Source organism: Streptomyces luteosporeus (assembly GCF_039532865.1).
Lineage (GTDB): Bacteria > Actinomycetota > Actinomycetes > Streptomycetales > Streptomycetaceae > Streptomyces > Streptomyces luteosporeus.
In genome coordinates, this window is the sequence record NZ_BAAASL010000012.1 from 213,974 (window position 1) to 238,600 (window position 24,627).

General features: G+C 74.9%; 21 protein-coding genes. 7 read left to right on the forward strand and 14 right to left on the reverse strand.

Annotated features, from left to right (window positions below):
- Positions 1-181 precede the first annotated feature (181 nt).
- Entirely contained in the window at positions 182-1,792 is a 1,611-nt protein-coding gene (locus ABD361_RS18065) for a peptide-N4-asparagine amidase (RefSeq protein ID WP_344436398.1), read from the forward strand.
- Positions 1,793-1,811: 19 nt separating this feature from the next.
- On the opposite strand, the gene ABD361_RS18070 is transcribed toward ABD361_RS18065, so the two are convergent.
- Positions 1,812-2,255 carry a MarR family winged helix-turn-helix transcriptional regulator gene (locus tag ABD361_RS18070; protein ID WP_344436399.1) on the reverse strand — a complete coding sequence of 148 codons (444 nt, stop codon included), beginning with the start codon at positions 2,253-2,255 and terminating at the stop codon, positions 1,812-1,814.
- A 142-nt stretch (positions 2,256-2,397) separates the two neighbouring features.
- Between ABD361_RS18070 and ABD361_RS18075 the strand changes: the two genes are divergently transcribed.
- Positions 2,398-4,221 (forward strand): ABC transporter ATP-binding protein, encoded by a 1,824-nt coding sequence (locus ABD361_RS18075; RefSeq protein ID WP_344436400.1) that lies wholly within the window; start codon positions 2,398-2,400, stop codon positions 4,219-4,221.
- A gap of 27 nt (positions 4,222-4,248) precedes the next feature.
- Here the strand turns inward: ABD361_RS18075 and ABD361_RS18080 are convergent, their stop codons facing one another.
- Genes ABD361_RS18080 through ABD361_RS18100 form a run of 5 tightly spaced genes read right to left on the reverse strand, consistent with a single transcriptional unit; the run spans position 4,249 to position 9,523 of the window.
- Entirely contained in the window at positions 4,249-5,418 is a 1,170-nt protein-coding gene (locus ABD361_RS18080; protein WP_344436401.1) for a CaiB/BaiF CoA transferase family protein, read from the reverse strand.
- A 35-nt stretch (positions 5,419-5,453) separates the two neighbouring features.
- Complete coding sequence (locus tag ABD361_RS18085; protein ID WP_344436402.1) at positions 5,454-6,125, reverse strand: LutC/YkgG family protein; 672 nt, start codon at positions 6,123-6,125, stop codon at positions 5,454-5,456.
- Positions 6,122-7,591: a lactate utilization protein B gene (locus ABD361_RS18090; protein WP_344436403.1), complete on the reverse strand. Its 1,470-nt coding sequence runs from the start codon at positions 7,589-7,591 to the stop codon at positions 6,122-6,124. Before ABD361_RS18090 ends, ABD361_RS18085 begins: the two co-directional genes overlap by 4 nt.
- Positions 7,588-8,352 (reverse strand): (Fe-S)-binding protein, encoded by a 765-nt coding sequence (locus ABD361_RS18095; protein WP_344436404.1) that lies wholly within the window; start codon positions 8,350-8,352, stop codon positions 7,588-7,590. Before ABD361_RS18095 ends, ABD361_RS18090 begins: the two co-directional genes overlap by 4 nt.
- A gap of 31 nt (positions 8,353-8,383) precedes the next feature.
- Positions 8,384-9,523, reverse strand: coding sequence for an NAD(P)-binding domain-containing protein (locus ABD361_RS18100; RefSeq protein WP_344436405.1), 1,140 nt, complete (start codon positions 9,521-9,523; stop codon positions 8,384-8,386).
- 66 nt (positions 9,524-9,589) lie between these two features.
- On the opposite strand from ABD361_RS18100, the gene ABD361_RS18105 reads away from it, so the two are divergent.
- Positions 9,590-10,021: a secondary thiamine-phosphate synthase enzyme YjbQ gene (locus tag ABD361_RS18105; protein ID WP_344436406.1), complete on the forward strand. Its 432-nt coding sequence runs from the start codon at positions 9,590-9,592 to the stop codon at positions 10,019-10,021.
- A gap of 28 nt (positions 10,022-10,049) precedes the next feature.
- Here the strand turns inward: ABD361_RS18105 and ABD361_RS18110 are convergent, their stop codons facing one another.
- Positions 10,050-10,967 (reverse strand): D-alanyl-D-alanine carboxypeptidase family protein, encoded by a 918-nt coding sequence (locus ABD361_RS18110; RefSeq protein ID WP_344436407.1) that lies wholly within the window; start codon positions 10,965-10,967, stop codon positions 10,050-10,052.
- A 121-nt stretch (positions 10,968-11,088) separates the two neighbouring features.
- Positions 11,089-11,577 carry an Lrp/AsnC family transcriptional regulator gene (locus ABD361_RS18115; protein WP_344436408.1) on the reverse strand — a complete coding sequence of 163 codons (489 nt, stop codon included), beginning with the start codon at positions 11,575-11,577 and terminating at the stop codon, positions 11,089-11,091.
- A gap of 121 nt (positions 11,578-11,698) precedes the next feature.
- Here ABD361_RS18115 and ABD361_RS18120 point away from each other — a divergent pair, with 121 nt between their 5' ends.
- Positions 11,699-14,203 carry a SpoIIE family protein phosphatase gene (locus tag ABD361_RS18120; protein ID WP_344436409.1) on the forward strand — a complete coding sequence of 835 codons (2,505 nt, stop codon included), beginning with the start codon at positions 11,699-11,701 and terminating at the stop codon, positions 14,201-14,203.
- 241 nt (positions 14,204-14,444) lie between these two features.
- On the opposite strand, the gene ABD361_RS18125 is transcribed toward ABD361_RS18120, so the two are convergent.
- The gene (locus tag ABD361_RS18125) at positions 14,445-15,947 is read right to left on the reverse strand and encodes an FUSC family protein (protein ID WP_344436410.1); all 1,503 of its coding nucleotides are present in this window, start codon (positions 15,945-15,947) and stop codon (positions 14,445-14,447) included.
- A gap of 338 nt (positions 15,948-16,285) precedes the next feature.
- On the opposite strand from ABD361_RS18125, the gene ABD361_RS18130 reads away from it, so the two are divergent.
- Entirely contained in the window at positions 16,286-17,377 is a 1,092-nt protein-coding gene (locus tag ABD361_RS18130) for a lactonase family protein (RefSeq protein WP_344436411.1), read from the forward strand.
- A gap of 129 nt (positions 17,378-17,506) precedes the next feature.
- Here ABD361_RS18130 and ABD361_RS18135 read toward each other — a convergent pair whose 3' ends face one another.
- The 4 genes from ABD361_RS18135 to ABD361_RS18150 all read right to left on the reverse strand — a co-directional run bounded on the left by ABD361_RS18135 (position 17,507) and on the right by ABD361_RS18150 (position 21,508).
- The gene (locus ABD361_RS18135) at positions 17,507-18,430 is read right to left on the reverse strand and encodes a sirohydrochlorin chelatase (protein WP_344436412.1); all 924 of its coding nucleotides are present in this window, start codon (positions 18,428-18,430) and stop codon (positions 17,507-17,509) included.
- A 185-nt stretch (positions 18,431-18,615) separates the two neighbouring features.
- The gene (locus tag ABD361_RS18140) at positions 18,616-19,605 is read right to left on the reverse strand and encodes an N-acetylglucosamine kinase (protein ID WP_344436413.1); all 990 of its coding nucleotides are present in this window, start codon (positions 19,603-19,605) and stop codon (positions 18,616-18,618) included.
- Between the two features lie 34 nt (positions 19,606-19,639).
- Positions 19,640-20,317, reverse strand: a complete 678-nt coding sequence (locus tag ABD361_RS18145) for a uracil-DNA glycosylase (RefSeq protein WP_344436414.1) — start codon at positions 20,315-20,317, stop codon at positions 19,640-19,642.
- A gap of 93 nt (positions 20,318-20,410) precedes the next feature.
- Entirely contained in the window at positions 20,411-21,508 is a 1,098-nt protein-coding gene (locus ABD361_RS18150) for an NADH:flavin oxidoreductase/NADH oxidase (RefSeq protein ID WP_344436415.1), read from the reverse strand.
- 169 nt (positions 21,509-21,677) lie between these two features.
- On the opposite strand from ABD361_RS18150, the gene ABD361_RS18155 reads away from it, so the two are divergent.
- Both ABD361_RS18155 and ABD361_RS18160 read left to right on the forward strand, forming a co-directional pair.
- A complete protein-coding gene (locus ABD361_RS18155; RefSeq protein ID WP_344436417.1) occupies positions 21,678-22,826 on the forward strand; it encodes a PP2C family protein-serine/threonine phosphatase in 1,149 nt (382 codons plus the stop codon).
- Between the two features lie 54 nt (positions 22,827-22,880).
- The gene (locus ABD361_RS18160) at positions 22,881-23,231 is read left to right on the forward strand and encodes an ArsR/SmtB family transcription factor (protein WP_344436418.1); all 351 of its coding nucleotides are present in this window, start codon (positions 22,881-22,883) and stop codon (positions 23,229-23,231) included.
- Here ABD361_RS18160 and ABD361_RS18165 read toward each other — a convergent pair.
- Positions 23,185-24,555: an FAD-dependent oxidoreductase gene (locus ABD361_RS18165; protein WP_344436419.1), complete on the reverse strand. Its 1,371-nt coding sequence runs from the start codon at positions 24,553-24,555 to the stop codon at positions 23,185-23,187. The two genes, ABD361_RS18160 and ABD361_RS18165, sit on opposite strands and share 47 nt — an antisense overlap.
- Positions 24,556-24,627 lie beyond the last annotated feature (72 nt).

A 24,627-nucleotide genomic window follows, 5' to 3' on the forward strand; every position in this document is an offset into this window, starting at 1 on the left:
GGAGTCGTGCCAGGCTGGCCCGCCCGCGCGCCCTGTTTCAACTGGTTTTCCACGTCCGCGCATCAGGGGCCGCGCATCGGGGGCGACGGTGGACGTGCGATTCGGGCCAAAGGAGGCCGGGCGGCACTCGGGCCGGTGGAGTACTGGTGCGCCCCGCGGCAAAGCGCTTCACTCCTGCCCCATGAGACGACTGCTCCAGGTGCTGTGCGCCGTCACCGCCGCCCTGCTGCTGAGCACCGGCCAGGCCACCGCGGCCCCCGCCGAGTTCGGCACCGACTGGCACGACCCGGTCACCGCCGGTCCGCCGGTGGCCACGCCCGGCACGACCTCCTGCACGGTCACCGTGGCCGAGACCGAATTCCGCGACTACACGCCCTACAAGAGCACCTACGCGCCCCCCGAGCGCTGCGGCGACCGCTGGAACAAGGTCGTCCTGCGCCTGCAAGGATCGGTGGCCGGCCGGCAGTACGACCGCCTGGGCTACCTGCGCATAGGCGGCGTCGAGGTGCTGCGCACCTCGACGCCCGAGCCCTCGCCGAAGGGCATTTCCTGGAGCGTCGAGAAGGACGTCACGCGCTACGCTCCCGTGCTGCGCTCCCGGCAGCCGGTGGAGATGCTCATCGGCAACCTCGTCAACGACACCTACACCGGCGTCATCAAGGTCAAGGCCACGCTGACCTTCTACCGGGCCGAGGGCCGGGTGCCGCCGGCCGCCACCCCCGACAAGGTCCTCACGCTCGACGGGGCCCAAGACGGCGGCACGGTGTACGAGGGGACGCTGGCCACGCCGCGCAACAGCGAGCGCATCGTCGCCGAGGTCTACGCCACCGGATCCGGCGGTGGCTGCGAGGAGTTCTGGTACCTCACCGTCCCCGACGCCGCGCCGTACTCGTGCAAGGCCAAGGACGGACCCCACCGGGAGGTGCGGGTCTCGGTGGACGGCCGGCTCGCCGGCATCGCCGCACCCTTCCCGGCCGTGTGGACCGGCGGATGGTCCAACCCGTTCCTGTGGTACGTGATCCCGGGCCCGCAGGCCTTCGACATCCGTCCTCTGGAGTACGACCTCACGCCCTTCGCCGGGTTGCTGAACGACGGTCGGCCGCACACGGTCACCGTCTCGGTGGCCGGGGTGCCGCAGGGGCAGAGCGGCTGGAGCACGCCCACCAACGTCCTCGTCTGGCAGGACGCCGCCTCCGACCGCGTCACCGGCGCCCTGACCCGCCACGAGGAGGGCAGCCCGACCGGCACCACCGCCTACGAGCCGGGCACGGAGCACCGGCTGACCTCCGAGGGCGGGCACGAGCTCACCGTGGCCGGCTACCTCGACACCTCGCACGGCCGCGTCACCACGACCGTCGCCCGCGAGGTCACCGCGCGCTCGGTGCACCGCTGGACGGAAGGAGAGACGACCGACGGCCTCACGGCGCGCTGGAACGACGACGCGAACGTGACGACGGCCGGCCGGGGGCCGGCGGTCACCACCCGCACCCACCGCACCTACACGCTGGACGGCACGACGTCGGTGGGCGCCGGCGACCGGCTGCGCACGGTCATGGCGATGGGCGACGGCGCGCAGACGGTCACCCTGCGCGGCGGCCGGACGGTCGCCTGGTCGCGTCTGGACGACAGGTACACCGGAGATGCCGCCTACACCCAGAACGTGCCGCGCGATCAGCGCCACGCCACCGGCGTCTCGCGTGAGCGCTACCGCCTGTACGGACCCGGCAGTTGCTACGACCGCACCCTGGCCACGGCCCAGGGCGAGCTGACGGAGGACCGGCGGGCCTGCTGAACCGCCGCGGGCGGGCCGGTCAGGCGGGCAGGTGCCCGCGGCCGGAGAGCAGTTCGGCCAGCAGCCCGCCCAGCACTTCCCGCTGCGGCTCGCTGAGCGGGGCCAGGACGTCCTCCACCGCCGCGCGACGGGCGTCGCGCAGGGCGCGCAGGGTCGTGCGGCCCCGGTCGGTGAGCTCTATGCGGATCACCCGCCGGTTGCTCGGGTCGGGCACGCGCCGCAGCTCCCCGCCGGCCTCCAGGGCGTCGACCAGGGTGGTCACCGCCCGGGGCACGACCTCCAGGCGCTCCGCCAGGTCCGTCATGCGCGGGGGCGCCTCGTAGTGCGCCACGGTGCGCAGCAGTCGTGACTGGGCGGGCGTGATGCCGACCGGGTCCAGATAGCGCTTCTGGGCCCGGTGGAGCCTGCGGGTCAGCCTCAGCAGCTGCTCGGCGAGCTGGCCGGACGTGTCGGGGGCCGTCATGATCACAATGGTATCAGGACCACGTACATTGTGAGTATAGGTAATAGTGAGCTATGCTCCCTTACAGCGTCGGTGTTTCCGGCGCCGTCACCGGCGTCGGCGCGCTTCCCGCATTTCGGATCCGACCACGCTGAAGGAGCCCATGCCCCACGACGCACTGGACTGGACACCGCCCCCCGCAGGCCCGGAGCAGCCCGCGCAGGTGCGGCGCATCCTCCGCCTCTTCCACCCCTACCGCGGCCGGCTGGCCATGGTGGTGCTGCTCGTCGCCGCCTCCTCGCTCGTCGCCGTGGCCTCGCCGTTCCTGCTGCGCGAGATCCTCGACGTCGCCATCCCCCAGGGCCGTACGGGCCTGCTGTCCCTGCTGGCCCTCGGCATGATCGCCACGGCCGTCGTCAGCAACGTCTTCGGCGTGCTGCAGACGCTGATCTCCACCACCGTCGGCCAGCGGGTCATGCACGACCTGCGCACCGCCGTCTACGACCGCCTGCAGGGCATGCCGCTCGCCTTCTTCACCCGCACCCGCACCGGCGAGGTGCAGTCCCGCATCGCCAACGACATCGGCGGCATGCAGGCCACCGTCACCTCGACCGCGACCTCGCTCGTCTCCAACCTCACCAGCGTCGTGGCCACCGTGGTCGCCATGGTCGCGCTGGACTGGCGGCTGACGGCCGTCTCCCTGCTCCTGCTGCCGCTGTTCGTCTGGATCGGCCACCGTGTGGGCGACGAGCGCCGGAAGATCACCTCCCAGCGCCAGCGGCAGATGGCCGCCATGTCCGCCATGGTCACCGAGTCGCTGTCGGTCAGCGGCATCCTGCTGGGCCGCACCATGGGCCGCGCCGACTCGCTCACCAAGGCGTTCGCCGCGGAGTCCGAGCGACTGGTCGACCTGGAGGTCCGCACGAACATGGCCGGCCGCTGGCGCATGTCCACCATCGGCATCGTCATGGCAGCCATGCCCGCGCTCGTCTACTGGGCGGCCGGCATCGCCCTCAAGACCGGCGGCCCCGGCATCTCCCTGGGCACGCTCGTGGCGTTCGTCTCCCTCCAGCAGGGCCTCTTCCGCCCCACCGTCGGCCTGCTGTCCACCGGCGTGCAGATGCAGACCTCCGTGGCCCTCTTCAGCCGCATCTTCGAATACCTCGACCTGCCGCGGGAGATCACCGAGCCCGCGCAGCCGGTGCGGCTGGAGAAGATCCGCGGCGACGTCCGCTTCGAGGGCGTCTGCTTCTCCTACGACGCCACCGACGTCACCGACGCCACCGATTCCGCCGGCGCCGCGCTCAGCGGCATCGACCTCGACGTCCCGGCCGGCAGCAGCCTCGCCGTCGTCGGCCCGACCGGCTCCGGCAAGAGCACCCTGGGCTACCTCGTGGCCCGCCTGTACGACGTCACCTCCGGCCGCGTCCTCATCGACGGCGTCGACGTGCGCGACCTGGACTTCGACACCCTGGCCCGGGCCGTGGGCGTGGTCTCCCAGGAGACGTACCTCTTCCACGCCTCCGTCGCCGACAACCTCCGCTTCGCCAAGCCCGACGCCACCGACGAGGAGATCCGGGCCGCGGCCGAGGCGGCGCAGATCCACGACCACATCGCCGCCCTGCCCGACGGCTACGACACCGTCGTCGGCGAGCGCGGCTACCGCTTCTCGGGCGGCGAGAAACAACGCCTGGCCATCGCCCGCACCATCCTGCGGGATCCGCCGGTGCTCATCATGGACGAGGCGACCAGTGCCCTGGACACCCGTACCGAGCACGCCGTGCAGCAGGCCATCGACACCCTCTCCGCGGGCCGTACGACGATCACCATCGCCCACCGGCTCTCCACCGTCCGCCACGCCGACCAGATCGTCGTCCTCGACCGGGGACGCGTCGCCGAGCGCGGCACCCACGGGGAGCTCCTCGCCGACGACGGGCACTACGCCGCGCTCGTCCGGCGCGACGCCCACCTGACGGTCAAGGTCTGACCGCTGGGGCGGGGTGAGGAGACCCCTTCACCCCGCCCGCGGCGCGGCGAATTCGGCCCGGATCGCGGCCGTGTGCGCGCCCAGCGCGGGGACGGCCCCCATGGCCGCCTCCCGGCCGGCCACGGTCACCGGCGGCAGCAGCCCCCGCAAGGGCCCGGCCGGGGAGCCGAAGGACCGCCACCGGTCCCGTGCCGCGAGCTGCGGGTGGGCGGTGGATTCGGCCACCGAGCGCAGGCGGGCGGCCGCGATGCCGGCCGCGTCCAGCAGCGCGAGCACCCCGTCCGCGGTGTGCGCGGCGAAGCACTCCTCGATGACGGCCGTCAGCGCCTCGTCATGGGCGTGGCGCGCGGGGTTGTCCGTGAACCGCGGATCGTCCACCAGCTCCGGCCGCCGCAGCACCCGGGTGCACAGTGCCGCCCACTCCCGCTCGTTCTGCACGCTGAGGAACACCCGCGCACCGTCGCCGCAGCCGTAGTGCCCGTACGGCGAGATCGAGGGATGCCGCGCGCCACTGGGTGCGAGGGGCTCCCCGCCGTACGCCTCGGCGTAGTAGGGATGCCCCATCCACTCGGCCAGGGCGTCGAAGAGCGAGACCGACAACTGCGTGCCGCGACCGGTCCGCTCGCGCTCGTACAGGGCCGTCAGTATTCCCGTGTACGCGTACATGCCCCCGGCTATGTCGGCGACCGAGATGCCCGGCCGGGCCGGGGCCCCGGGGCTGCCGGTGATCGAGACCAGCCCCGTCTCGCACTGCACCAGCAGGTCGTAGGCCTTCTTGTCGCGGTACGGGCCCTCGGTGCCGTAACCGGAGACGTCACACGTGATCAGGCGCGGATGCCGGGCGCGCAGGGTCGCGGCGCCCAGGCCGAGCCGCTCGGCGGCGCCGGGCGCGAGGTTCTGCACGAAGACGTCGGCGCGGGCGAGGATGCGCTCCAGCAGGGCATGGTCGGCGGCGTCCTTCAGGTCCAGCGCGGCGCTCTCCTTGCCGCGGTTGCACCAGACGAAGTACGCGGACAGGCCCTTGACCCGGCGGTCGTAGCCGCGGGCGAAGTCGCCGCTTCCCGGACGTTCGATCTTGATGACGCGGGCGCCGAGGTCCGCCAGCTGCCGCGTGGCGAAGGGCGCGGCGACGGCCTGTTCGAGAGCGACGACGGTGATGCCGCGCAGCGGCAGCGCCCGCGAATCCTCCGGCGACACGGCGGCTCCTCTCCCGGGCACGGCTTCTGCGGCGCTCACGGCCCGACGGCCGGGTCGCCGGCGAGGACGACGTCCAGGGCGCGGGGGCCGTGCACGCCCTCCACCCGGTCCAGTTCGATGTCGCTCGTCGCCGACGGCCCCGAGATCCAGGTCAGCGGCCGGGTGGGGGACAGGCGCGCCAGCGCCTGCGGCACCGAGTCCACCACCTGTCCCGGCACCCGCACCACGCAGATGTGGTGGTCGGGGACGAGCGTGATGCGGCGCCGCCCCTGGCCGGGGCCGCCGTCCAGGACCAGCGTGCCGGTCTCGGCGACGGCCAGGGCGCACCCGGTGACGACGCTGTCGACCGCGTCCAGGTCACGGACCGTCAGGTCGGCAGTGTCCGGCACCTTCTCCGCCGACGCCTGCGCCGGCCACGCCGCCGGCAGGCCCTCGGGCACGACCACGCGCCGTGCGCCGCGCCGCTCCAGCAGCGCGGCGATCAGCCCCGGCAGCCCGGCCTCGTCGGTGCGGTGGACGACCGCCCGGTACTCCGTCAGGTGCGCGGCCAGCAGCGCCACGGACTCCTGCGGCGTGCGCCGCCCGTGCACGTGCTCGTAGCCACGGGGCACCGGGTGGTCGCCGGGGCGCTCGTGGCGGGGCACGTCCGCCAGCGCGCGCCGTACCCGGGCCAGGACGCGCGCCCTGCTCGCCCCGCCGCCGCTCACGAGGCACCGCCGCGCGTGCGGGCCCACCAGTCGCGGAACGGCTCGGCCGGCACCGGCGGCAGCGCGCGGCCGTCCGACCAGGCCCGGCCCGGGCCCGGCAGGCGCCGCGGGTGCAGCCGCCGGGTGCGGGCCAGCAGCCGCTGGGCGCGGCGGAGCACCGCGGGGTGGTCCAGCGTCCAGCCGGCCGTGGCCGCGACGGCGCGCTCAAGCCGGTGCCGCGCGGCGGGCCGGACGACGGTGCGGTTGCCGCGCAGCGTCACCTCGCCGCCCTCCGCGACGCGTTCGCGCAGGTGGAGCAGGACCTCGGGGATGTCGATGGCCACCGGGCACACCTCGTAGCAGGCGCCGCACAGCGTGGACGCGTACGGCAGCGACTCCTCCAGGGGCGAGGCCGTACCGCGCAGCTGGGGGGTGAGGATCGCGCCGATCGGGCCCGGGTAGGGCGAGCCGTAGGCGTGGCCGCCGGCCCGCTCGTAGACCGGGCACACGTTCAGGCAGGCCGAGCAGCGGATGCAGCGCAGCGCCTGGCGGCCGGTGCGGTCGGCGAGGGCGTCGGTGCGGCCGTTGTCGAGCAGCACCAGGTGGAAGGCGCGGGGTCCGTCCTCGTCGGAGGTGCCGGTCCACATCGAGGTGTAGGGGTTCATCCGCTCGGCCGTCGAGGAGCGGGGCAGCAGTTGCAGGAAGACCTCCAGGTCCTGCCAGGCCGGCACCACCTTCTCGATGCCCACGACGGAGATCAGCGTCCGGGGGAGCGTGAGGCACATCCGGCCGTTGCCCTCGGACTCCACGAGGACCAGGGTGCCGGTCTCGGCGACCATGAAGTTCGCCCCGGAGATGCCCACCGTGCACCGCAGGAACTTCTCGCGCAGGTGCAGCCGGGCCGCCTCGGCGAGGTCGGCGGGCCGGTCGGTGAGCCCGTCGGGGGCCGGGCGGCCCCACTCGGCCATGTGCGCGCGGAAGATGTCGCGGATCTGGCCGCGGCTGCGGTGGATGGCGGGCACCAGGATGTGCGAGGGCAGGTCGTCGCCGAGCTGTACGATCAGCTCGGCCAGGTCGGTCTCGTACGCGCGGATGCCCGCCCGCTCCAGGGCGGCGTTCAGGCCGATCTCCTGGGTGGCCATCGACTTGACCTTGACGACCTCGTGCTCGCCGGTCGCCCGCACGAGGTCCGTGACGATCCGGTTGGCCTCCTCGGCGTCGGCGGCCCAGTGGACGGTGCCGCCGGCGCTGGTGACGTTCTCCTCCAGCTGCAGCAGATAGCGGTCCAGGTGGCGCAGGGTGCGGTCCTTGACGGCCGCCGCCGCGGCGCGCAGCTGCTGCCAGTCCGTCAGTTCGGCGACCGCGGCCTCGCGCCTGGCCCGGATCGTGCCGGTGGCGCGCCGGAGGTTGGCGCGCAAGGTGGCGTCGCGGGTCGAGACGGCCGCCGCCCGCGGGAACGCCGGCATGCCCAGGTGCGTACGGCTCATGCGGCGGCCCCGCCGGTGGAGGCGAGGATCTCCGCCAGGTGCAGCGGGCGCACCGCCGAGCCCAGGCGGGCGAGGACGCCGCCGATGTGGAGCAGGCAGGAGTTGTCGACCGCGCACACCACCTCGGCGCCCCCGGCGATGACCGCCCGGGCCTTGTCGGTGCCCATGGCGGTGGAGACGTCGGGGTTCTTCACGCAGAACGTGCCGCCGAACCCGCAGCACTCCGTCGCGCCGTCCAGTTCCCGCAGGCGCAGGCCCCGTACCCGCTCCAGCAGCTGCCGGGGCCGGTCGGCCAGCCCCAGGGCACGCAGGCCGTGGCAGGTGGGGTGATAGGTGACCGTGTGGGGGAAGGACGCGCCGACGTCGGTCACGCCCAGCACGTCCACGAGGAACTCGGTGAGTTCGTGGGTCCGCCCCGCCATGTCCTCGGCCGCCGCGGCCAGTTCCGCCGCGCGGCCGGCCGGGCGCGCCTCCTCGGCCGCGCGGGCGGCGATGCGCGGGTAGTGGTCCCGGATCATGGCGGCACAGGAGGCGGACGGAGTGACGACGTAGTCGTAGCCCGCGAAGGCGGAGGCCGAGCGCAGCACCAGCGGCTCGCTCGCCCGCCGGTAGCCGGTGTTGTACAGCGGCTGCCCGCAGCAGCTCTGGGCCGACGGGAAGCCGACACGGACGCCGAGCCGCTCCAGCAGGGTGACCACGGCCCGCCCGGTCTGCGGTCGCAAGGCGTCGTTGACGCAGGTCACGAACAGCCCGACGCGCATCGCACCTCCTGCCGGTTGCCGTCTGCGCGCCTCATACTGCCGCAGCGGGCTCCCGCTGTGAAGATCCACCACTCGGGGCGGGCCGGGTGTCCCCGGCCAGCAGCCGGCGGATGTCCCGCACGGCCGCGCGCCCGGCGCGGTTCGCGCCGACGGTGCTCGCCGACGGTCCGTACCCGACCAGGTGCACCCGCCGGTCGCGCACCGCGCGCGTGCCCGCCAGCCGGATACCGCCGCCCGGCTCGCGCAGCCCGAGCGGGGCGAGGTGGCCTATGGCGGGGCGGAACCCGGTGGCCCACACGACGGCATCGGCCTCGACGGCACTGCCGTCGGCCCAGACCACCGACGTGGGCGTCAGGCGCTCGAACATCGGCCGGCGCCGAAGCACCCCGGCCGCCTGCGCCCGTTCCATGGCGGCGGTCAGGGGCAGCCCGGTCACGGACACCACGCTCTGCGGCGGCAGCCCGCGGCGGACACGGTCCTCGACCAGCGCGACCGCGGCCCGGCCGCGCGCCTCGTCGAACGGGCCCGTCCGGAAGACCGGCGGCCGGCGTGTCACCCACGTGGTGGCCGCAGCCACCTCGGCGATCTCCATCAGGTGCTGCACGGCCGACGTCCCGCCGCCGACCACCACCACGCGCAGCCCGGCGAACGCGTCCGGCCCGGGGTAGCCGGCGGTGTGCACCTGACGGCCGCGGAAGAGCTCCTGACCGGGAATACGCGGCCAGAACGGGCGGTCCCAGGTGCCCGTCGCATTGATCAGCGCCCGCGCCGACCAGACGCCGTCCCCGTCCGTCTCCACCAGCAGCCGGCCGTCCCCGCCGTCGCGGACGGCGCGCACCTGCACGGGCCGGCGCACGCGCAGGTCGAAGGCGCGCTCGTAGCGCGCGAAGTACCCGGCGACCACCTCGGCCGACGGGCGGGCCTCGTCCGCCCCGGTCAGCTCCATGCCCGGCAGTGCGTGCATCCCGTGCACCCTGCCGTACGTCAGCGTGGGCCAGCGGAACTGCCAGGCGCCGCCGGGCGCGGGGGAGCGGTCGAGGACGACGAAGCCCTCGCCGGGCTCCAGGCCCGCCCGGCGCAGGTGGTAGGCGCCGGCCAGACCCGCCTGCCCGGCGCCCACGACGACGACGTCGGTCTCGCGCACCCCCTCGCGCACCCCGTATTCGTTCATGTTTCTACCAACCCGGGGAGAGGGCGATCCCTTCCCGGACGGCCCGCGCGTACGAAGATGGTGGGCATGACCGATGCGACCACCACCTTCTCCACCCACGTCCTGCACGTGCGCACCGGCTCCCGCGAGCGGGTCCACGACCTCACGCGCGAGTGCGAGGCGTTCCTGAACGAGGCCGCCGCGGGCCGCGACGGCCTGCTCAACGTCTTCGTCCCCCACGCAACTGCCGGCATCGCGATCCTGGAGACGGGCGCCGGCAGCGACGACGACCTGCTCGCCGCGCTGCGCGACCTGCTGCCGGCCGACGACCGCTGGCGCCACCGCCACGGCAGCCCCGGCCACGGCCGCGACCACGTCCTGCCGGCCCTGGTGCCGCCGCACGCGACACTGCCCGTGCTCGGGGGCCGGCTGGAGCTGGGCACCTGGCAGTCCGTCTGCCTGGTCGACACCAACGTGGACAACCCGGACCGCCAGGTGCGCCTGACCTTCCTGGGGTGACCCGCCGTCCCCGCGGGACGGGGCGCGGTCAGTCCTTCTGGGCCGACGGCGGCAACTGGCGCAGCGTCATCCTGGTCTGCGTGCCGAAGGCCCAGTCCAGCATCCGGGCCGCGTCGGGGTAGCGGTTGGTGGCGTCGTCGAGGACGACGCCCACGACCGTCCGGCTGCCGCGCTGGGCCGCGAAGACCAGGCAGGGGCCGGCGGCCGTGCCCGTGCCGGTCTTTATGCCGATGGCGCCCTTGTAGGAGCCCAGCAGCTTGTTGGTGTTGTCCCAGTAGTAGGTGCGGTTGACGTTGGCCGCCTTCTGGCGGGTGGCCGTGGTCCGTACGACGGTGGCGAAGGTGCCGTTGCCCAGGGCGTGCCGGGCGAGGGTCGCGCTGTCGCGCGGGGTCGTGTAGTTGGCGCCGGCGCGGGATATGCCGTCGAAGGAGTCGTAGTGGGTGTTCTTCAGCCCCAGGTCGGCGGCTCTCTTGTTCATCTTCGCGATGAAGGATGCGGTGCGGGCGCTCTCCGTGCCGCCGCTGCCGACGGTGTCGGCCAGCGCGTAGGCGGCGTCGCAGCCGGACGGCAGCATCAGTGCGTACAGCAACTGCCGTACGGTCAGCTTGTCGCCGGTGCGCAGGTCCGCCGTGCTGGCGCCGGTGCGCTGGACGTAGTCGCGGTAGGACTGCTTGATGGCGACCTGCTTGTTCAGGTCGACGCCGGCGTCCAGGACCGTCGCCGCCGTCATGATCTTGGTAGTGCTGGCCATCTGCCGCCTGGTGTCGGCGTCCTTGCCCCACAGCGCGCGGTTGCTGCCGCTGTCGAGCAGGAAGGCCCCCTTGGCGGCGATGCCCGCCGGGCCGCCTGCGGCCTGCGCGCCGCCTGCCGGCAGGGCGACGGCCACCGCCGCCACGGACGCGACCGCGGCGGCACCCCACCGGCGTCTCGTCCCGCTGCTTTCCATGCGATTACCCCCTCCTCACTGGCCGGGCCCCGACACATCGGGCCCGGGTGAGCAGATAATCGCAACGCAGTGGTGACGGGAAGTCAGTGGGCTCTACAGGCTTTCGCGGGGCGGAGGGGCGTCAGGACGCGCCGCGTCGATCCGCCCGCCGGCCCACCGCCTCCACCAGCGGCATCATCCGGTAGGGCACGCGCTCGCGCAGCACCATCTCGCTGCGGGTGCGCACCACGCCCGGCACCTGGACCAGCAGCTGGATCACGTCCTCCAGGTGCGCCGCGTCCCGGGCGGCCACCCGGGCCAGGAGGTCGCCGCCACCGGTGATGGAGAAGGCCTCGATGATCTCCGGCACGTCCGCCAGCGCGGCGGCGACCGTCTCCAGGCGCCCCTGGGTCACCTCGATGTGGACGAACGCCAGCAACGGGTGCCCCAGCGCCGCCGGGGAGAGCCGCGGGCCCGTACCGGTGATCACGCCGTCCCGCTCCATGCGGTCCAGCCGGGCCTGCAGCGTGCCCCGCGCGATGCCCAGCAACCGCGCGTACTCCCGCGCGCTCGTGCGCGGCTGTTCGAGCAGCAGTCGCAGGATCCTGGCGTCCAGCGCGTCCACGGCCACGGGCCGTCGGCTCCCCTCGGTCGAACGATTTCGGGTACCGCACTGTACCAATGACCCCATACCGGGCGGCCGGTCCGGCTGATCGGGGCTTTCGGCAGGCGGCCTGTGCCATGCTCGGGGCGTGACGAGCGAGTCTGTGCAGGACGAGGAGTCCGGCGTCGTGCCCGACGTCGTCGCGCTGGCCAAGGTGGTGGCCAGGCTGCGGGCCGACAACGAGCGACTGGAGCACCTGGCCGCCACGACCGCCGTGGTGGAGCGGGCCAAGGGCATGCTGATGGCCCGCTCCGGCTGCAGTGCGGCCGACGCCCACGAGGAACTGATGCGGCGTGCCCACGCGCAGGGCCGCACGCTGGTGGAGGAGTGCTGGACGGTCCTCGGCGAGGCGGCCGGACAGGCGCCCGGGCACACGCCCGGCGTGCCCGCCCCGCGCGCTGCCGGCGAACCCGCCGGTCCGCGGCCCGGCGGCCCGGTGGGGGAGGCAGGAAGGACGGCCGACCGGGCGCCGGACGGCGGCGCCGGCAGCCTCGCCGACCGGTCGGCAGACGGCCCGGCCACCTCCCGGACGGGCAATGGCCGGACGGCCGGCCGCGGCGAATTGGGCGAGACCCTGGCCGGTGTCGGCAGTTCGCAGGAACTCGCCGGCGTACTCCTCGACCACCTGGCCGGGCCCCCGGTCCATGCCGCCGCGGTGATGATCTTCTCGCCCACCGCCGACGGCGCGCTGGAGCTCGCCGGGCACGCGGGCGCCGGGGCGGCCCTCGCGGGCCAGTGGCGGCACGTGCCGCCCGTCAGCGGCATCGCCGCCCAGGACGTCGTCCGTACGGGTGAGGCGGTCTGGCTGGAGGACCTCGAAGCGGACAGCAGGCGCTATCACCTGGTGGGCGACCCACCGCAGCAGTGGCCCACCCGCGCCTGGCTCCCCGTGCTCTCCGGCGGCACGGTCATCGCCGTCCTGGGGGTGATGCGCGCCCTGGACGCCCCCTTCGCCCCGCCTGCCCGTGACATGCTGCACGCCGCCGCCCACCTGTGCGCCGGGAGCCTGCGCGTGTGCGGTGTCACCGCCCCGCGCCCCGTGCACCCCGACGCCGAGCGCGTCCAGCGGGTGTTCGACACGCTGCCCGGACCGGCCGTCCTGCTCACGCCCCTGCGCTCCCCGGCCGGCGAGGTCGAGGACTTCCGCATCGACGCCGCGGCCCCGCACTCCGTCGACGTCGCCGGACGCCGCGGCCGGCGGATGGTGGGACTGCGCGTCCTGGAGTGCTACCCCACGATGGCCGGCGCCCCGCCGTGGCGGGGCTACCTGGAGACCCTCGCGACCGGACGGCCCTACGAGGGGCTCCCGTTCTCGTACGAGGAGGTCACCGACGGCGTCCGGCAGGTCTCCAGCTACTCGGTGCGGGCCGCGCGCCTGGGCGACGGCCTTGTCGTCACCTGGACCGGCCACGACTCCGCCGACCGCCGCCAGCAGCTGCTGGCCGACCTGCAGCGGCTGGGCAACCTCGGCTGGACCGACTGGAACCTCGCCACCGGGGCCATCACCTGGTCGCCCCAGGTCCATGCCATCCTCGACCGGGACCCGCAGCGGGGCCCGGTGAGCCTTGAGGAACTGCCCGGGCTGCTGCTGCCCGAGGAGGTGCCCGCCTTCGCCACCGTGATCCAGGGCCTGCTCGACAAGGGCACCCCCGTCGACCACCCGTTCCGCATCACCACCTCCAAGGGCGTCAGACACCTGCGGATCGTCGCCGAGGCGGTGACCGATGCGGGCGGCACCCCCGTCGAGGTGCGCGGCTTCGTCCAGGACGTCACCGCCCAGCGCCGCGCCGAGCTGGCCCTGCTGGAGACCCAGCAGGCCGTCCTCGCCCAGCGCAACGTGCTGCAGGCCGAACGGACCGTCGCCGCCCGGCTGCAGCACGCGCTGCTGCCGCTGCCGGGCCGGTCGCTGAGCCTGGGCGGCCTGCGCGTGGACGTCACCTACCTGCCCTCGCACGACGACCTCAACGTCGGCGGCGACTGGTACAGCGCCCTGGAGATGCCCGACGGCAGCGTGCTGTTCGCCGTCGGCGACGTCGCCGGGCACGGCATCGACGCGGTGGCCACCATGGCGCAGCTGCGCTTCACCGCCAAGGGCATGGTCATCACCGGGTCCTCCCTGACCGGGGCCCTGCACCGGCTCAACACCCTGCTGCTGCACACGCACGACGGGCACCACACCACCGCCACCATGGTGCTCGGCCGCTACGACCCCGTCGGCCGCTGCCTGACGTGGGCGCAGGCCGGTCACCCGCCGCCGCTGCTCGTACGGCAGGGCAAGGCGGAGTTCCTCACGCCGCCCGAGGGCATGCTGCTCGGCGCCACGGCACGGCCCACCTACGGCGAGGCCGAGTGCCGCCTGGAGCCCGGGGACCACCTGCTGCTGTACACCGACGGGCTCGTCGAGCGGCCCCGGGAACACCTCGACGAGGGCTTCGGCCGCTTCGCGGAGGCGGCCCGCCGCGAACTCGGCGGCGAGGGCGCCGGCAAGGGGTGCAGCTCCATCGAGGCGCTGCTGGCGCGCCTCCTGCCGGGCGAGCAGCGCGACGACGTGTGCCTGCTGGACGTGCACCTGCCGTCGCCGCCGGCGTCGTAACGGGGCCGGGCGGAGCCGCAGGGCCTGTCCGGCGGCTGGTGCAGTGCCCCCTCTGCGGGTGCGTCGTGGCTTGTCGCGCAGTTCCCCGCGCCCCTACGGGGCGCCGTCGGCTGGTGCAGTGCCCCGTAAGGGGCGCGGGGAACTGCGCGATCGGCCACCGACGGCCCGCAGTCGAGGTGCTGCCCCGCGCCCCTACGGGGCGCGCGTGGCGCCCCGCGACGAAGATCCGCCAGGCGGAGCCTCAGGTACCCGCCAGCGGGGCCCGGGGGCTGCTCAGCAGGGGCGCCGCCAGAGCGGCCAGGGCCCGCTCCAGGTCGTGCAGGTGCGCCAGCGCCCGCTCGGCGCCGGGGTGGTGCTGCGGGGCGGCCACCCCGGATGCGGCCGCCGGGGCGTCCGTGCACGCGGCCGGCTCCAGGGCGTGCAGCGCCGCCTCGACCCGCAGGCACGCGGCCGTCAGACGGGCGTCGTGCGAGGCCTCCGGGTCCGCGGCGACCTCCGCCAGGCCCCGTGCCTGCCGGGCGCACACGTCCAGGTGCGCCATCACCTCCAGCGCGCGCGCCTTGCGCGCCCGCAGCGGGCTGAGGGGGTGCAGCAGCGGGGCGAGCGAGACCCGCACCCGCACCAGCAGCAGCTCCAGCTCCGCCACGTGCGGAGCCGGGTCGGCCTGCGCGTCGCCCGCCAGGCGCCGCGCGGAGGCGGCGGTGCACTGCCGTACGGCCACCAGGGCGCGCCGGATCCAGGCGTCGGTGGCCGCGTGCGTGGTCACCGGCAGCACGAGGGCCAGCGCCAGGCCGGCGGCGGCCGCGCCGACGAGCGTCTGTTCCAGGCGCAGCACCAGCAGGCCGGGGTGGAGCACCCCGAGCAGCCCGTACAGCAGGGAGGCCATCACGGTGACGAAGAACATCATCCAGCTGTAGGAGGGTGCGGCCGTGTAGAAGATGCCGAAGACGCACGCGGCGACCAGCACCACGGACGGCACCGGCGCGCCGTGCAGGGGGACGGCCACGAGCAGACCGACGACGATGCCCAGCAGCGTGCCGACAACCCGGCGGAAGCCGCGCACCAGCGTCTCGCCGCGCGAGGCGGTGTTGACGAAGATCCACCACGCGGTGCCCACGGCCCAGTACCAGCGCTGGTCGGAGACCAGCTGACCGACGCCGAGGGCCAGCGCGCAGGCCACCGTGTTCTGGAACGCCTGGCGGGTCGTGGGACGTGCCAGACCACGGGCGGTGAGCGGCGCCGGGACGGGGGCGGGCGGGTTGCGGCGTTCGATGCACCACAGGGCGAAGCGCACGACACCGGCGGCGACCAGGGACAGGAGCATGCCCGTGTACAGCTCGGGCAGCTGCTGCGGCACGGCGCGCAGGAACTGCGCCATGAAGAACGTCATGAACCCGAAGATGCCGAGCGCCTGCCCGCGCGGGCCCCAGCGGCGTGCGTGGACGCCGGCGAAGACCACCGCGAGGAAGGCGGCGTCGCGCGGCAGCGCGTGCTCGTGCAGACCGGCCGCGAGGGCGAGGACGGGCAGCCCCACGAGCGGCAGCAGCGCGGTGGTGACCGCCTGGGCCCGCACGGTCGCGTCGCCCACGGTGAACAGGGCCAGCATCGCCGCCAGGCCGCCGGCGATCGCCGCCGGCAGGGAACCGGTGGCCAGATGCGAGACGGTCACGGCCGACCCCACGCCGAGCACGGCCCGGGCCGAGGTGCGCAAGCGCACCCTGCCCGGGTCCGGAGCCGTGAACATCCCCTTCAGCACTGCCTGCTACCCCCTGTCGTTGCCATGCCGTATCGCGAACGGCAGCGAAGAAATCCGCAAAGAAAGCCGCAAAGAAAGAGGCGCCGCGGAATCCGCAGCGCCATCGACCGGACCATGAAAACATCCGTGCGCCCGATGGCTCAAGAGATGTCCGCGACATTGGGCCAATGGTCCAGTCGCGGCGCCGAAAGCCGGGCCGTCGAGCGGCCAACGGTCCACGGTGGCGATCCGGTGCCGTCCCCGGGCCTGTCAGTGGCCGGGTGTAGCGTCGGAGCGACGGACGGTGAGAAGCGGGGGCCAGGAGCCCGGCCGGGGAGGACGAGGCCATGACGAGCAGCAGCAAGGACAGCAGCAAGGACGGTACGGGCGGCGGGGCGCGGCGCTGGGCGTACATCGGTTCCTTCACCGAGGCCGGCGGGCCCGGCCTGACGGTCGCCGAGGTGGAGCCCGGCACGGGCGCGCTGAAGGTCGTGCACGCCACCGACGCCGTCGCCAACCCCTCCTACCTCGCCGTGTCGCCCGGCGGCGACGTGCTCTACGCGGTGAGCGAGACGGAGGAGGGCGCGGTCGCCGCCTTCTCCCTCGCCGACCCGGCCCGCCCCGAGCTCCTGGGCAGCCCGGTGCCCGTGCGCGGCGACGGCCCGACCCACCTCGCCGTGGCCGGGGCCCGGCTGCTGACGGCCAACTACGGCTCGGGCAGCGTCAGCGCCCTGCGGATCCGTACGGGCGGCCGGCCGGGCGAGCCCGTGGAGGTCTTCGCGCACCGGGGCTCCGGCCCGGTCGCCGACCGGCAGGCCGGGCCGCACGCCCACTGCGTGGTGCCGGACCCCTCCGGGCGCTGGGTGCTCTCCGCCGACCTCGGCACGGACGCGGTGTGGATCTACGCGCTGGAACCGCCGGCCGGCGCGCCGCGCCCGGCCGGCAGGGCACCCCTGCGCCCCGGCAGCGGACCCAGGCACCTGGTGTTCCACCCGCGCGGGGACCGGGCGTACGTCCTGAACGAGCTGGCACCCACCGTCACGGTCTGCCACTGGGACGCCGCCACAGGGACGCTGCGGCCCGTGGACGAGACGCGTGTGGTGCCGCCGGAGGCCGGCGCCGGTACCTACCCCTCGGCCCCCGTGGTCTGCGCCGGCGGCCGCTTCCTGTGGGCGGCCGTCCGCGGCCACGACAGCATTGCCACGCTCGCCCTGGACGCCTCGGGGGACACCGCGGTGCTGCGCGGCACCGTGCCGTGCGGCGGCCACTGGCCGCGCGACCTGAGCGCGCACCCCGACGGCGGGGTGCTCTACGCCGCCAATGAGCGCTCGGGCGAGGTGGCCTGGTTCACCGTCGATGCGCAAACGGGCATACCGGCCCTCGCCGGGTCGGTGGCGGTGGCGGCGGCCTCGTGCGTGGTCGTTGCCCGGCCCTGCTGAAACCCACGCCTGAAACCGTCCGCCTGGAAACGCCGCCGGAAACGCCGCCAGGGGCCTTCGCGTGAGCGAAGACCCCTGGCGAAAGGCGGCACCGGGCACGGGGCCCGGCCGTGCTTCCCGGCGGGCGCGTCAGCGCACCGGGGCGCTCACCGGTGCCGGCTGCGTGCTGATGCCGAGCGTGTCGGCGTACTTGGCGAGGATGAGCCGGCCGATCGCCGGGTAGGCGCCGAGCGGCTCGGCCGCCTGGCAGCCGGCCTCCTTCGCGGCCATCTCCGTCAGCGCGCCGTCGACCTCCGGGCCGATCAGGCACGGGGCGAGCGCGAGGTTGCGGGAGCCGGAGCCGCGCAGCTGGTCGGCGGCGCGGGCGACGGCGCCCTCCTCGTCCAGGGCGGCGGCCAGCACCGGCACGGCCAGGCGGGCGGAGAGCAGCATGCCGGTGATGCCCGCGGTCTGCACCGCCTCCTCGCCGCCGATCGTCGCGAGGACGATGCCGTCGGCGGCGGTCGCGACCGTGAAGAGCCGGGCCCGGTCGGCGCGGGCCAGCCCGGCCTCGGACAGCCGGACGTGCAGGGCCTCGGCGAGCAGCGGGTGCGGGCCGAGCGCGTCGGTCAGCTCGGCGGCGCTGCCGCTGCTCATCACCGACTGGCGTATCCGCCGCACCACCGAGCTGTCGGGCCCGGCGAGCAGCGGCACCACCACGGCGTCCGGCGCCTGCGCCCAGGCCTCGGCGGCGTCACCGGCGCGGGCGGCGCGCTCGGCCGCGGCGCGGCCGAGGACGGCGTCCAGCGCCGGGAAGTCGCGCTCGTCGGCGTCGGCCGGCGCGTCCACGTAGCCCACGCGGGCGTCGAGGCCCGGCAGCTCCGAGCGGGCGATGCTCAACGACTCCTCGGCGATGCGGCGGGTGGTCGTGTCGGGCGTCCCGGGCACGGCCAGCACCAGCGGGGGAGCACCCGCCGGAGCGGTCACCGGCTCCGGTCGCCGGTGTCGTCCAGGCTGGCGGGGACGCGGCATTCGTACAGGCAGGCCGGACGCGGGCCCTGTGGGGGAGCTCATGGCGCCGCATGTTAGCCGTTCATAGGACTCGACCGTTTAGGTGGGGGTAAATGAGCAAGGTCTGTCCGCATTTGTTCGGTGCTCTTCGTTGGCTCGTGCCATGCGTGCGGAAGTGATCAAAGGGCGACTGTCCGTCAGGGCTGCCCGTCAGGACATCCGTCAGGACTGTTCGTCAGGACTGCCCGTCAGTGGACGACGCGCAGCAGTGCACCGTCGGCGGGCAGCGTCAGATCGTCTGCGGCCAGCGCCGTGGCCACCCGCAACGCCCCCTGGAGCGGGTCGCCCTGCGCGGGCACCGGCCGGGCGTGCGGCAGCCGCGCCCGCAATTCCTCGTGCACCGGCCCCAGCAGCGGCTCGCCCAGGTGCAACAACCCGCCGGTCAGCGCCACTTCGCGCGCCGAGGTGCCGCCGGGCGGCGGGCAGGCGGCGGCGGCCGCGACGGCGATGTGCCCGGCCGCGGCGCGCAGGATGCCGGCCGCGACCGCGTCCGAGCCGGCGCAGCGGGCCACTTCGGGGGCGAAGGAGGCCAGCACGGCGGGCCGGTCCTGCCGGGGGTAGAGCATGGCGGGCAGCCCGCAGACCGGTCCGAAGAGCGCTTCGGCCCGCTGCAGCAGCGCGGGTGAGCCACCGTCACGTCCGTCGAGCGCGCGCATGGCCGCCTCCAGCCCGGCCCGCCCGATCCAGGCGCCGCTCCCGCAGTCGCCCAGCAGGTGCCCCCAGCCGTCGGCGCGCCGCCACCCCGTGCCCGGCCGCAGGTCGGTGCCGAGCGCGATCAGGCCCGTACCGGCCGCGACCACCACGCCCGGCCGCTGGCCGAGGGCGCCGGCGTAGGCGGTGACGGCGTCGGCGGCCAGGGCGAGTCGACGGGCGCCGAGTTCGGCGCGCAGGACGCCGGGCAGGACGGCGTGCAGGTCGTCCCCGAGGGTGGCCATGCCGGCGGCGCCCACGCAGACGGCGGCGCAGTGCGCCGCGCCGGCGGCCGCGAGCAGGTCCCGGGCGGCCGGCAGCACGCCCTCCAGGAGGCCGGGCGCGTCGATGCCGCGCGGCCCGACGCCGACGGGCACCGGCGAGGACCAGGTCAGCGGCGGACCGGCCGTCCGCGGATCGGTCAGGGCGATCCGCAGACCCGAACCGCCCGAGTCGACACCCAGCACCGGACCGGCAGGAAGCGACATGGCGCGCACCTTACCGCCCGCCGCCGCCCGTGCGTCAGGGCAGCTGCCAGTCGACCGGCGCCGAACCCTGGCGCACCAGCAGGTCGTTGGCCCGGCTGAAGGGGCGCGAGCCGAAGAAGCCGCGGTCGGCGGACATGGGGGAGGGGTGCGCGGACTCCACGCACGGCACGCCGTCCAGCAAGGGGCGCAGGTTGCGCGCGTCACGCCCCCACAGCACCGCCACCAGCGGCTTGCCGCGCCCGGCCAGGGCCCGGATGGCCTGCTCGGTGACCTCCTCCCAGCCCTTGCCGCGGTGTGCGGCGGGCCGGCGGGGCGCGGTGGTCAGTGCCCTGTTGAGCAGGAGCACGCCCTGCCGCGTCCAGGGGGTGAGGTCGCCGTTGGAGGGCCGCGGCAGGCCGAGGTCGGTGTGCAGCTCGCGGAATATGTTCTCCAGGCTGCCCGGCAGCGGGCGGACCTCCGGTGCCACGGAGAAGCTCAGGCCGACGGCGTGCCCGGGGGTGGGGTAGGGGTCCTGACCCACGATCAGCACCCGGACGTCGTCGAACGGTTGCTGGAAGGCGCGCAGCACGTTCGCCCCGGAGGGCAGGTAGGTCCGGCCGGCGGCGATCTCGGCGCGCAGGAAGTCGCCCATCGCGGCGATGCGTCCGGCCACCGGGTCCAGCGCCTTGGCCCAGCCCGGTTCGACGATTTCGTTCAAGGGTCGTGCAGCCACGGCCGGTCACTCTACTGGCTCACCCCGTGATCGCACGAACCCGCACGGTGGCCGCCGGGCGCGGGCCCGGGCGGCCGCCGTGCGGGCCGGTGCTCAGACGGCGCGCAGGTACTGGCGGGGCGTGTGCGCCGCGCCGCCGAGCGCTCCGGCCGCGCGCCGGACCCAGTGCGGGTCGCGCAGCAGCTCGCGGCCGAGGAGGACGGCGTCGGCCTCGCCGCCCGCGATGATCTTCTCGGCCTGCTGCGGCTCGGTGATCAGCCCCACCGCGGCGACGGGCAGGCCGGTCTCCTCGCGCACCCGCTGGGCGAACGGCACCTGGTAGCCGGGGCCCACGGGGATGCGCGCGTCGGGGACGTTGCCGCCGGTGGAGACGTCCAGGAGGTCCACGCCGTGGGCCCGCAGTTCCCGGGCCAGGCGCACGGTGTCGCCGGCGGTCCAGCCCGGCCGGTCGTCGCGGCCGTCCTCGGCGAGCCAGTCGGTGGCCGAGACGCGGAAGAAGACGGGGAGCTCCTCGGGCCACTCGCCGCGCACCGCGTCGACGACCTCCAGGGCGAGCCGGATGCGGTTGTCGAACGACCCGCCGTATGCGTCCGTGCGGTGGTTGCTGTGCGGGGAGAGGAACTCGTGCAGGAGGTAGCCGTGGGCGCCGTGCACCTCGATGACCTCGAAGCCGGCCTCGCGGGCGCGCCGGGCGGCCGCTGCGAAGTCGGCGACCACCTTGCGTATCCCCTCCGCCGTCAGCTCCTGCGGCGCCGGGTGGTCGCCGGCGAACGGCACCGGGCTCGGGCCCACCGGCTGCCAGCCGTCCGCCTCGGGGCCCACGGGCCGGCCGCCGCGCCAGGGCACGTCGGTGGACGCCTTGCGGCCGGCGTGGGCCAGCTGGATGCCCGGCACCGTGCCGTGTTCCTTGAGGAAGCCGGTCAGGCGCCGCAGTGCCGCCGTCTGCGTGTCGTTCCACAGGCCCAGGTCCGCCGGGCTGATGCGGCCCTCGGGGCTGACGGCGGTGGCCTCCAGCAGGATCAGGCCGGTTCCGCCGGTGGCCCGGGCGGCGTAGTGGGCGAGGTGCCAGTCGTTCGCGGCGCCGGTGTGCTCGCCCGTGGTGTCCGCGCTGTACTGGCACATGGGGGACATCCACGCCCGGTTGGGGACGGTCAGGGACCGCAGGGTGAGGGGCTCGAAGAGGGAACTCAACGTGACTCCGTTCCGCAGACGGCAGCGACGTCCGGCGCTGCGTGTTAGTACGGCCATCACCGTACTACGGGAATCATCGAAGTACGAACCGTTTCGTACAAGCGTCCGGCGGGGACGGCCCGGACGCGCCGGACGGGCGCACGGCGCGCGGTGAATGTATGCAGGAGTTATGCGCCTGCCGCACCACCTGCCCGCACTCCCCGAGCCGCCGCGCCCGCACCGCGCGCTGCTCGCGGTGCCGCTGGCCTTCATCGTGGTGATCACGGCGGCGGACCTGCTGACGGGCCCCGACATCCACCTCGGCCCGCTGCTGGCGGTCGCCCCGGCGGTCGCCGCCACTCTCGGCGGCCCCCGGCTCACCGCGCTGGTCGGCGCGCTCGCCGTGGTCGCGCAGATCGTCATCGCGGCCGTCTTCGGCACGCTGACCTCGGCCAACCACGAGGCGCAGGTCGGCGCCCTCCTCGTCGTCTCGCTCTCCGTCGTGGGCCTGAGCTGGATGCACGAGCGGCGGGGCAGGCTGCTCGACGAGACCCGCTCGGTGGCCGACGTCGCCCAGCGCGTGCTGCTGCGGCCGCTGCCCGCGCGGATGGGCCCGCTGCGGCTGGCCGCGGTCTACGTCGCGGCGGCGGCCCAGGCCCGCATCGGCGGCGACCTGTACGCCGCCGTGCGCACCACCGGCGGCACCCGGGTGATGATCGGCGACGTGCGCGGCAAGGGCCTGACGGCCGTCGGGGACGCCGCGCTGCTGCTGGGCGCCTACCGGGCGGCCGCGCACCGCAACCCGCCCCTGCCACGCCTGGTGGCGCACCTGCACAACACCGTCTACTGGGAGCCGTCGGGCGAGCAGAACGGGGGCGAGGGCTTCGTCACCGCCGTGGTCGTGGAGATCCCCGACAGTCCGGAGGAGCTGCGGATGATCAACTGCGGTCACCCGCCCCCGCTGCGGATCCACCGGGGCGAGGTGAGCGAGCTGGCGGTGCGCGAGCCGGCCCTGCCCCTGGGGCTCGGCGCCAGCCTGACGGAGGACGACTTCACCACCGAGACCTTCCCCTGCGAGCGCGGCGACGTGGTGCTGCTCTACACCGACGGGGTCATCGAGACGCGCAGCCCGGACGGCGCCTTCTACCCCCTGCTCGAACGGGTCGCGGCCTGGGGCGAGGGCGACCCGCAGCGCCTGGTGCGGCGCATCCACGAGGACCTGCTCGTCCACTCCGGCGGCGCGCTGCGCGACGACGTCGCCATGGTGGCCTTCGAGCGCTGCGACGAGCAGGGCCGCCGGGGCCCCGGCACGGCGCCCATCACCCGGCGCCTGCGGTAATTACGAGGATCCTCGTACCATGGGGGTCCACCGCCGTACGGGGAAGGACCCGCCATGACCACGCCGACCGGCCGCCCCCTGGCGCACCCGGCCCGGGACGAGATCCGCGTCGAGGGCGTGCTGCACGCGCTGTCCGACCCCCTGCGCCTGCGGATCGTGCGCGCCCTCGCCCACGAGGAACAGGACCTGTGCTGCTCGGACTTCGAGCTGCCGGTCAGCAAGTCGACGACCACCCACCACTTCCGCGTCCTGCGCGAGAGCGGTGTGATCAACCAGGTCTACCAGGGCACGGCCAAGGTCAGCCGGCTGCGCCGGGCCGACCTCGACGCCCTCTTCCCCGGGCTGCTCGACGCCGTCCTCACCGCCCTCGACCACCAGGAGCAGCGGCTCGCCGGGCAGCAGTGAGCAGCCCCGGCCAGTCCTCGATCTTCACCGGACCGCGGCCCAGGCCCCGCCCCAGCGCCGCCTCGGCCGCCTCGATGCCCAGCCAGCCCGGCCACCGGACCACCTCCGCACCGGCCGCGCGCAGCAGCTCGTGCGGATCGGCGGCCGGGCGGCGCGCCAGCAGGGCCTCGGCGTCGGCCAGCAGCGAGCCCACCGTCTCCTTCGCGCACGGCCGGTTGGTGCCGATGACGCCCGTGGGGCCGCGCTTGATCCACCCCGCCACGTACTCCCCGGCCGAGGCCGCCCCCGCGCGCAGCACCCGGCCCTCGTGGTGGGGCACCGTGCCCCGCTCGGCGTCGAAGGGCAGGCCGTCGACCGGCACCCCGCGGTAGCCCACCGACCGCAGCACCAGCTGGGCCTCGATCTCCTCGAAGCGCCCGGTGCCCACCACGCCGCCGTTGCCGTCCGGCACCGTCCGCTCGAAGCGCACCGCCCGCACCGCGTCGTCGCCCAGCAGCGCCACCGGCCGCAGGAAGAACCGCAGCCGGATGCTGCGCGCACCGGGCGCCGGGGGGACCTGCGACCACTCCCGCAGCACCTCGACGTTGCGGCGCGCGGGCCCCGGCAGCCCCGCCGGGTCCGCCCAGGCGGGGTCGAGGGCGGCCTCCTCGGCGTGCACGTGCGCCCGGGCGCCGGGCAGGGTGCCCAGTTCGCGCAGCTCCTTGGTGGTGAACCGGGCCTGGGCCGGACCCCGCCGGGCGACCATGTGCACGTCCTTGACCCGGCTGCCGGCGAGCGCGCCGAGCACGGCCTCGGGGACGTCGGTGGCCCGCAGCTCGGGGGCACCGCGGGCCAGTATCCGGGTGACGTCGACCGCCACGTTGCCGGCCCCGATCACCACCACGGACCGGGCGCCGAGCACGAACCCGCCGGGCGCCGCGTCGGGATGGGCGCTGTACCAGGAGACGAACTCGGTGGCCGAGAAACTGCCCGGCAGGTCCTCGCCCTCGATGCCCAGCCGCCGGTCGCTCGCCGCACCCACGCAGTAGACAACGGCGTGGTAGGCGTCGAGCAGCCGGCGCGGCGGGATCGCTCCCGGGCCCTCGCCCACGGACACGTTGCCCAGGAAGGTCACGCCCGGCGTCTCCAGCACGGTGCGCAGGGTGTTCTGCAGCGACTTGATCTTCTCGTGGTCGGGGGCCACGCCGTAGCGGACCAGCCCGTACGGGCAGGGCAGCCGGTCCAGGACGTCCACGGTGACGCCGGGAACGCTGCGCTGCTGCACCAGGGCCTGGGCGGTGTAGACCCCGCTGGGGCCCGATCCGACGACTGCGACGCGAAGCACGGCGGCTCCTTCCGCTCCGAGCCCCCAGGATCGCACTCCCCGGCGCACGAAGGCAGATGCCCTGGCGCGCCG

Excerpts from the sequence above, each read along its gene's own strand:
- ABD361_RS18065 (WP_344436398.1), top strand. The coding sequence starts at position 182 with ATGAGACGACTGCTCCAGGTGCTGTGCGCCGTCACCGCCGCCCTGCTG.
- ABD361_RS18070 (WP_344436399.1), bottom strand. The coding sequence starts at position 2,255 with ATGACGGCCCCCGACACGTCCGGCCAGCTCGCCGAGCAGCTGCTGAGG.
- ABD361_RS18075 (WP_344436400.1), top strand. The coding sequence starts at position 2,398 with ATGCCCCACGACGCACTGGACTGGACACCGCCCCCCGCAGGCCCGGAG.
- ABD361_RS18090 (WP_344436403.1), bottom strand. The coding sequence starts at position 7,591 with ATGAGCCGTACGCACCTGGGCATGCCGGCGTTCCCGCGGGCGGCGGCC.
- ABD361_RS18095 (WP_344436404.1), bottom strand. The coding sequence starts at position 8,352 with ATGCGCGTCGGGCTGTTCGTGACCTGCGTCAACGACGCCTTGCGACCG.
- ABD361_RS18100 (WP_344436405.1), bottom strand. The coding sequence starts at position 9,523 with ATGAACGAATACGGGGTGCGCGAGGGGGTGCGCGAGACCGACGTCGTC.
- ABD361_RS18105 (WP_344436406.1), top strand. The coding sequence starts at position 9,590 with ATGACCGATGCGACCACCACCTTCTCCACCCACGTCCTGCACGTGCGC.
- ABD361_RS18110 (WP_344436407.1), bottom strand. The coding sequence starts at position 10,967 with ATGGAAAGCAGCGGGACGAGACGCCGGTGGGGTGCCGCCGCGGTCGCG.
- ABD361_RS18125 (WP_344436410.1), bottom strand. The coding sequence starts at position 15,947 with ATGTTCACGGCTCCGGACCCGGGCAGGGTGCGCTTGCGCACCTCGGCC.
- ABD361_RS18130 (WP_344436411.1), top strand. The coding sequence starts at position 16,286 with ATGACGAGCAGCAGCAAGGACAGCAGCAAGGACGGTACGGGCGGCGGG.
- ABD361_RS18135 (WP_344436412.1), bottom strand. The coding sequence starts at position 18,430 with ATGAGCTCCCCCACAGGGCCCGCGTCCGGCCTGCCTGTACGAATGCCG.
- ABD361_RS18140 (WP_344436413.1), bottom strand. The coding sequence starts at position 19,605 with ATGTCGCTTCCTGCCGGTCCGGTGCTGGGTGTCGACTCGGGCGGTTCG.
- ABD361_RS18155 (WP_344436417.1), top strand. The coding sequence starts at position 21,678 with ATGCGCCTGCCGCACCACCTGCCCGCACTCCCCGAGCCGCCGCGCCCG.
- ABD361_RS18160 (WP_344436418.1), top strand. The coding sequence starts at position 22,881 with ATGACCACGCCGACCGGCCGCCCCCTGGCGCACCCGGCCCGGGACGAG.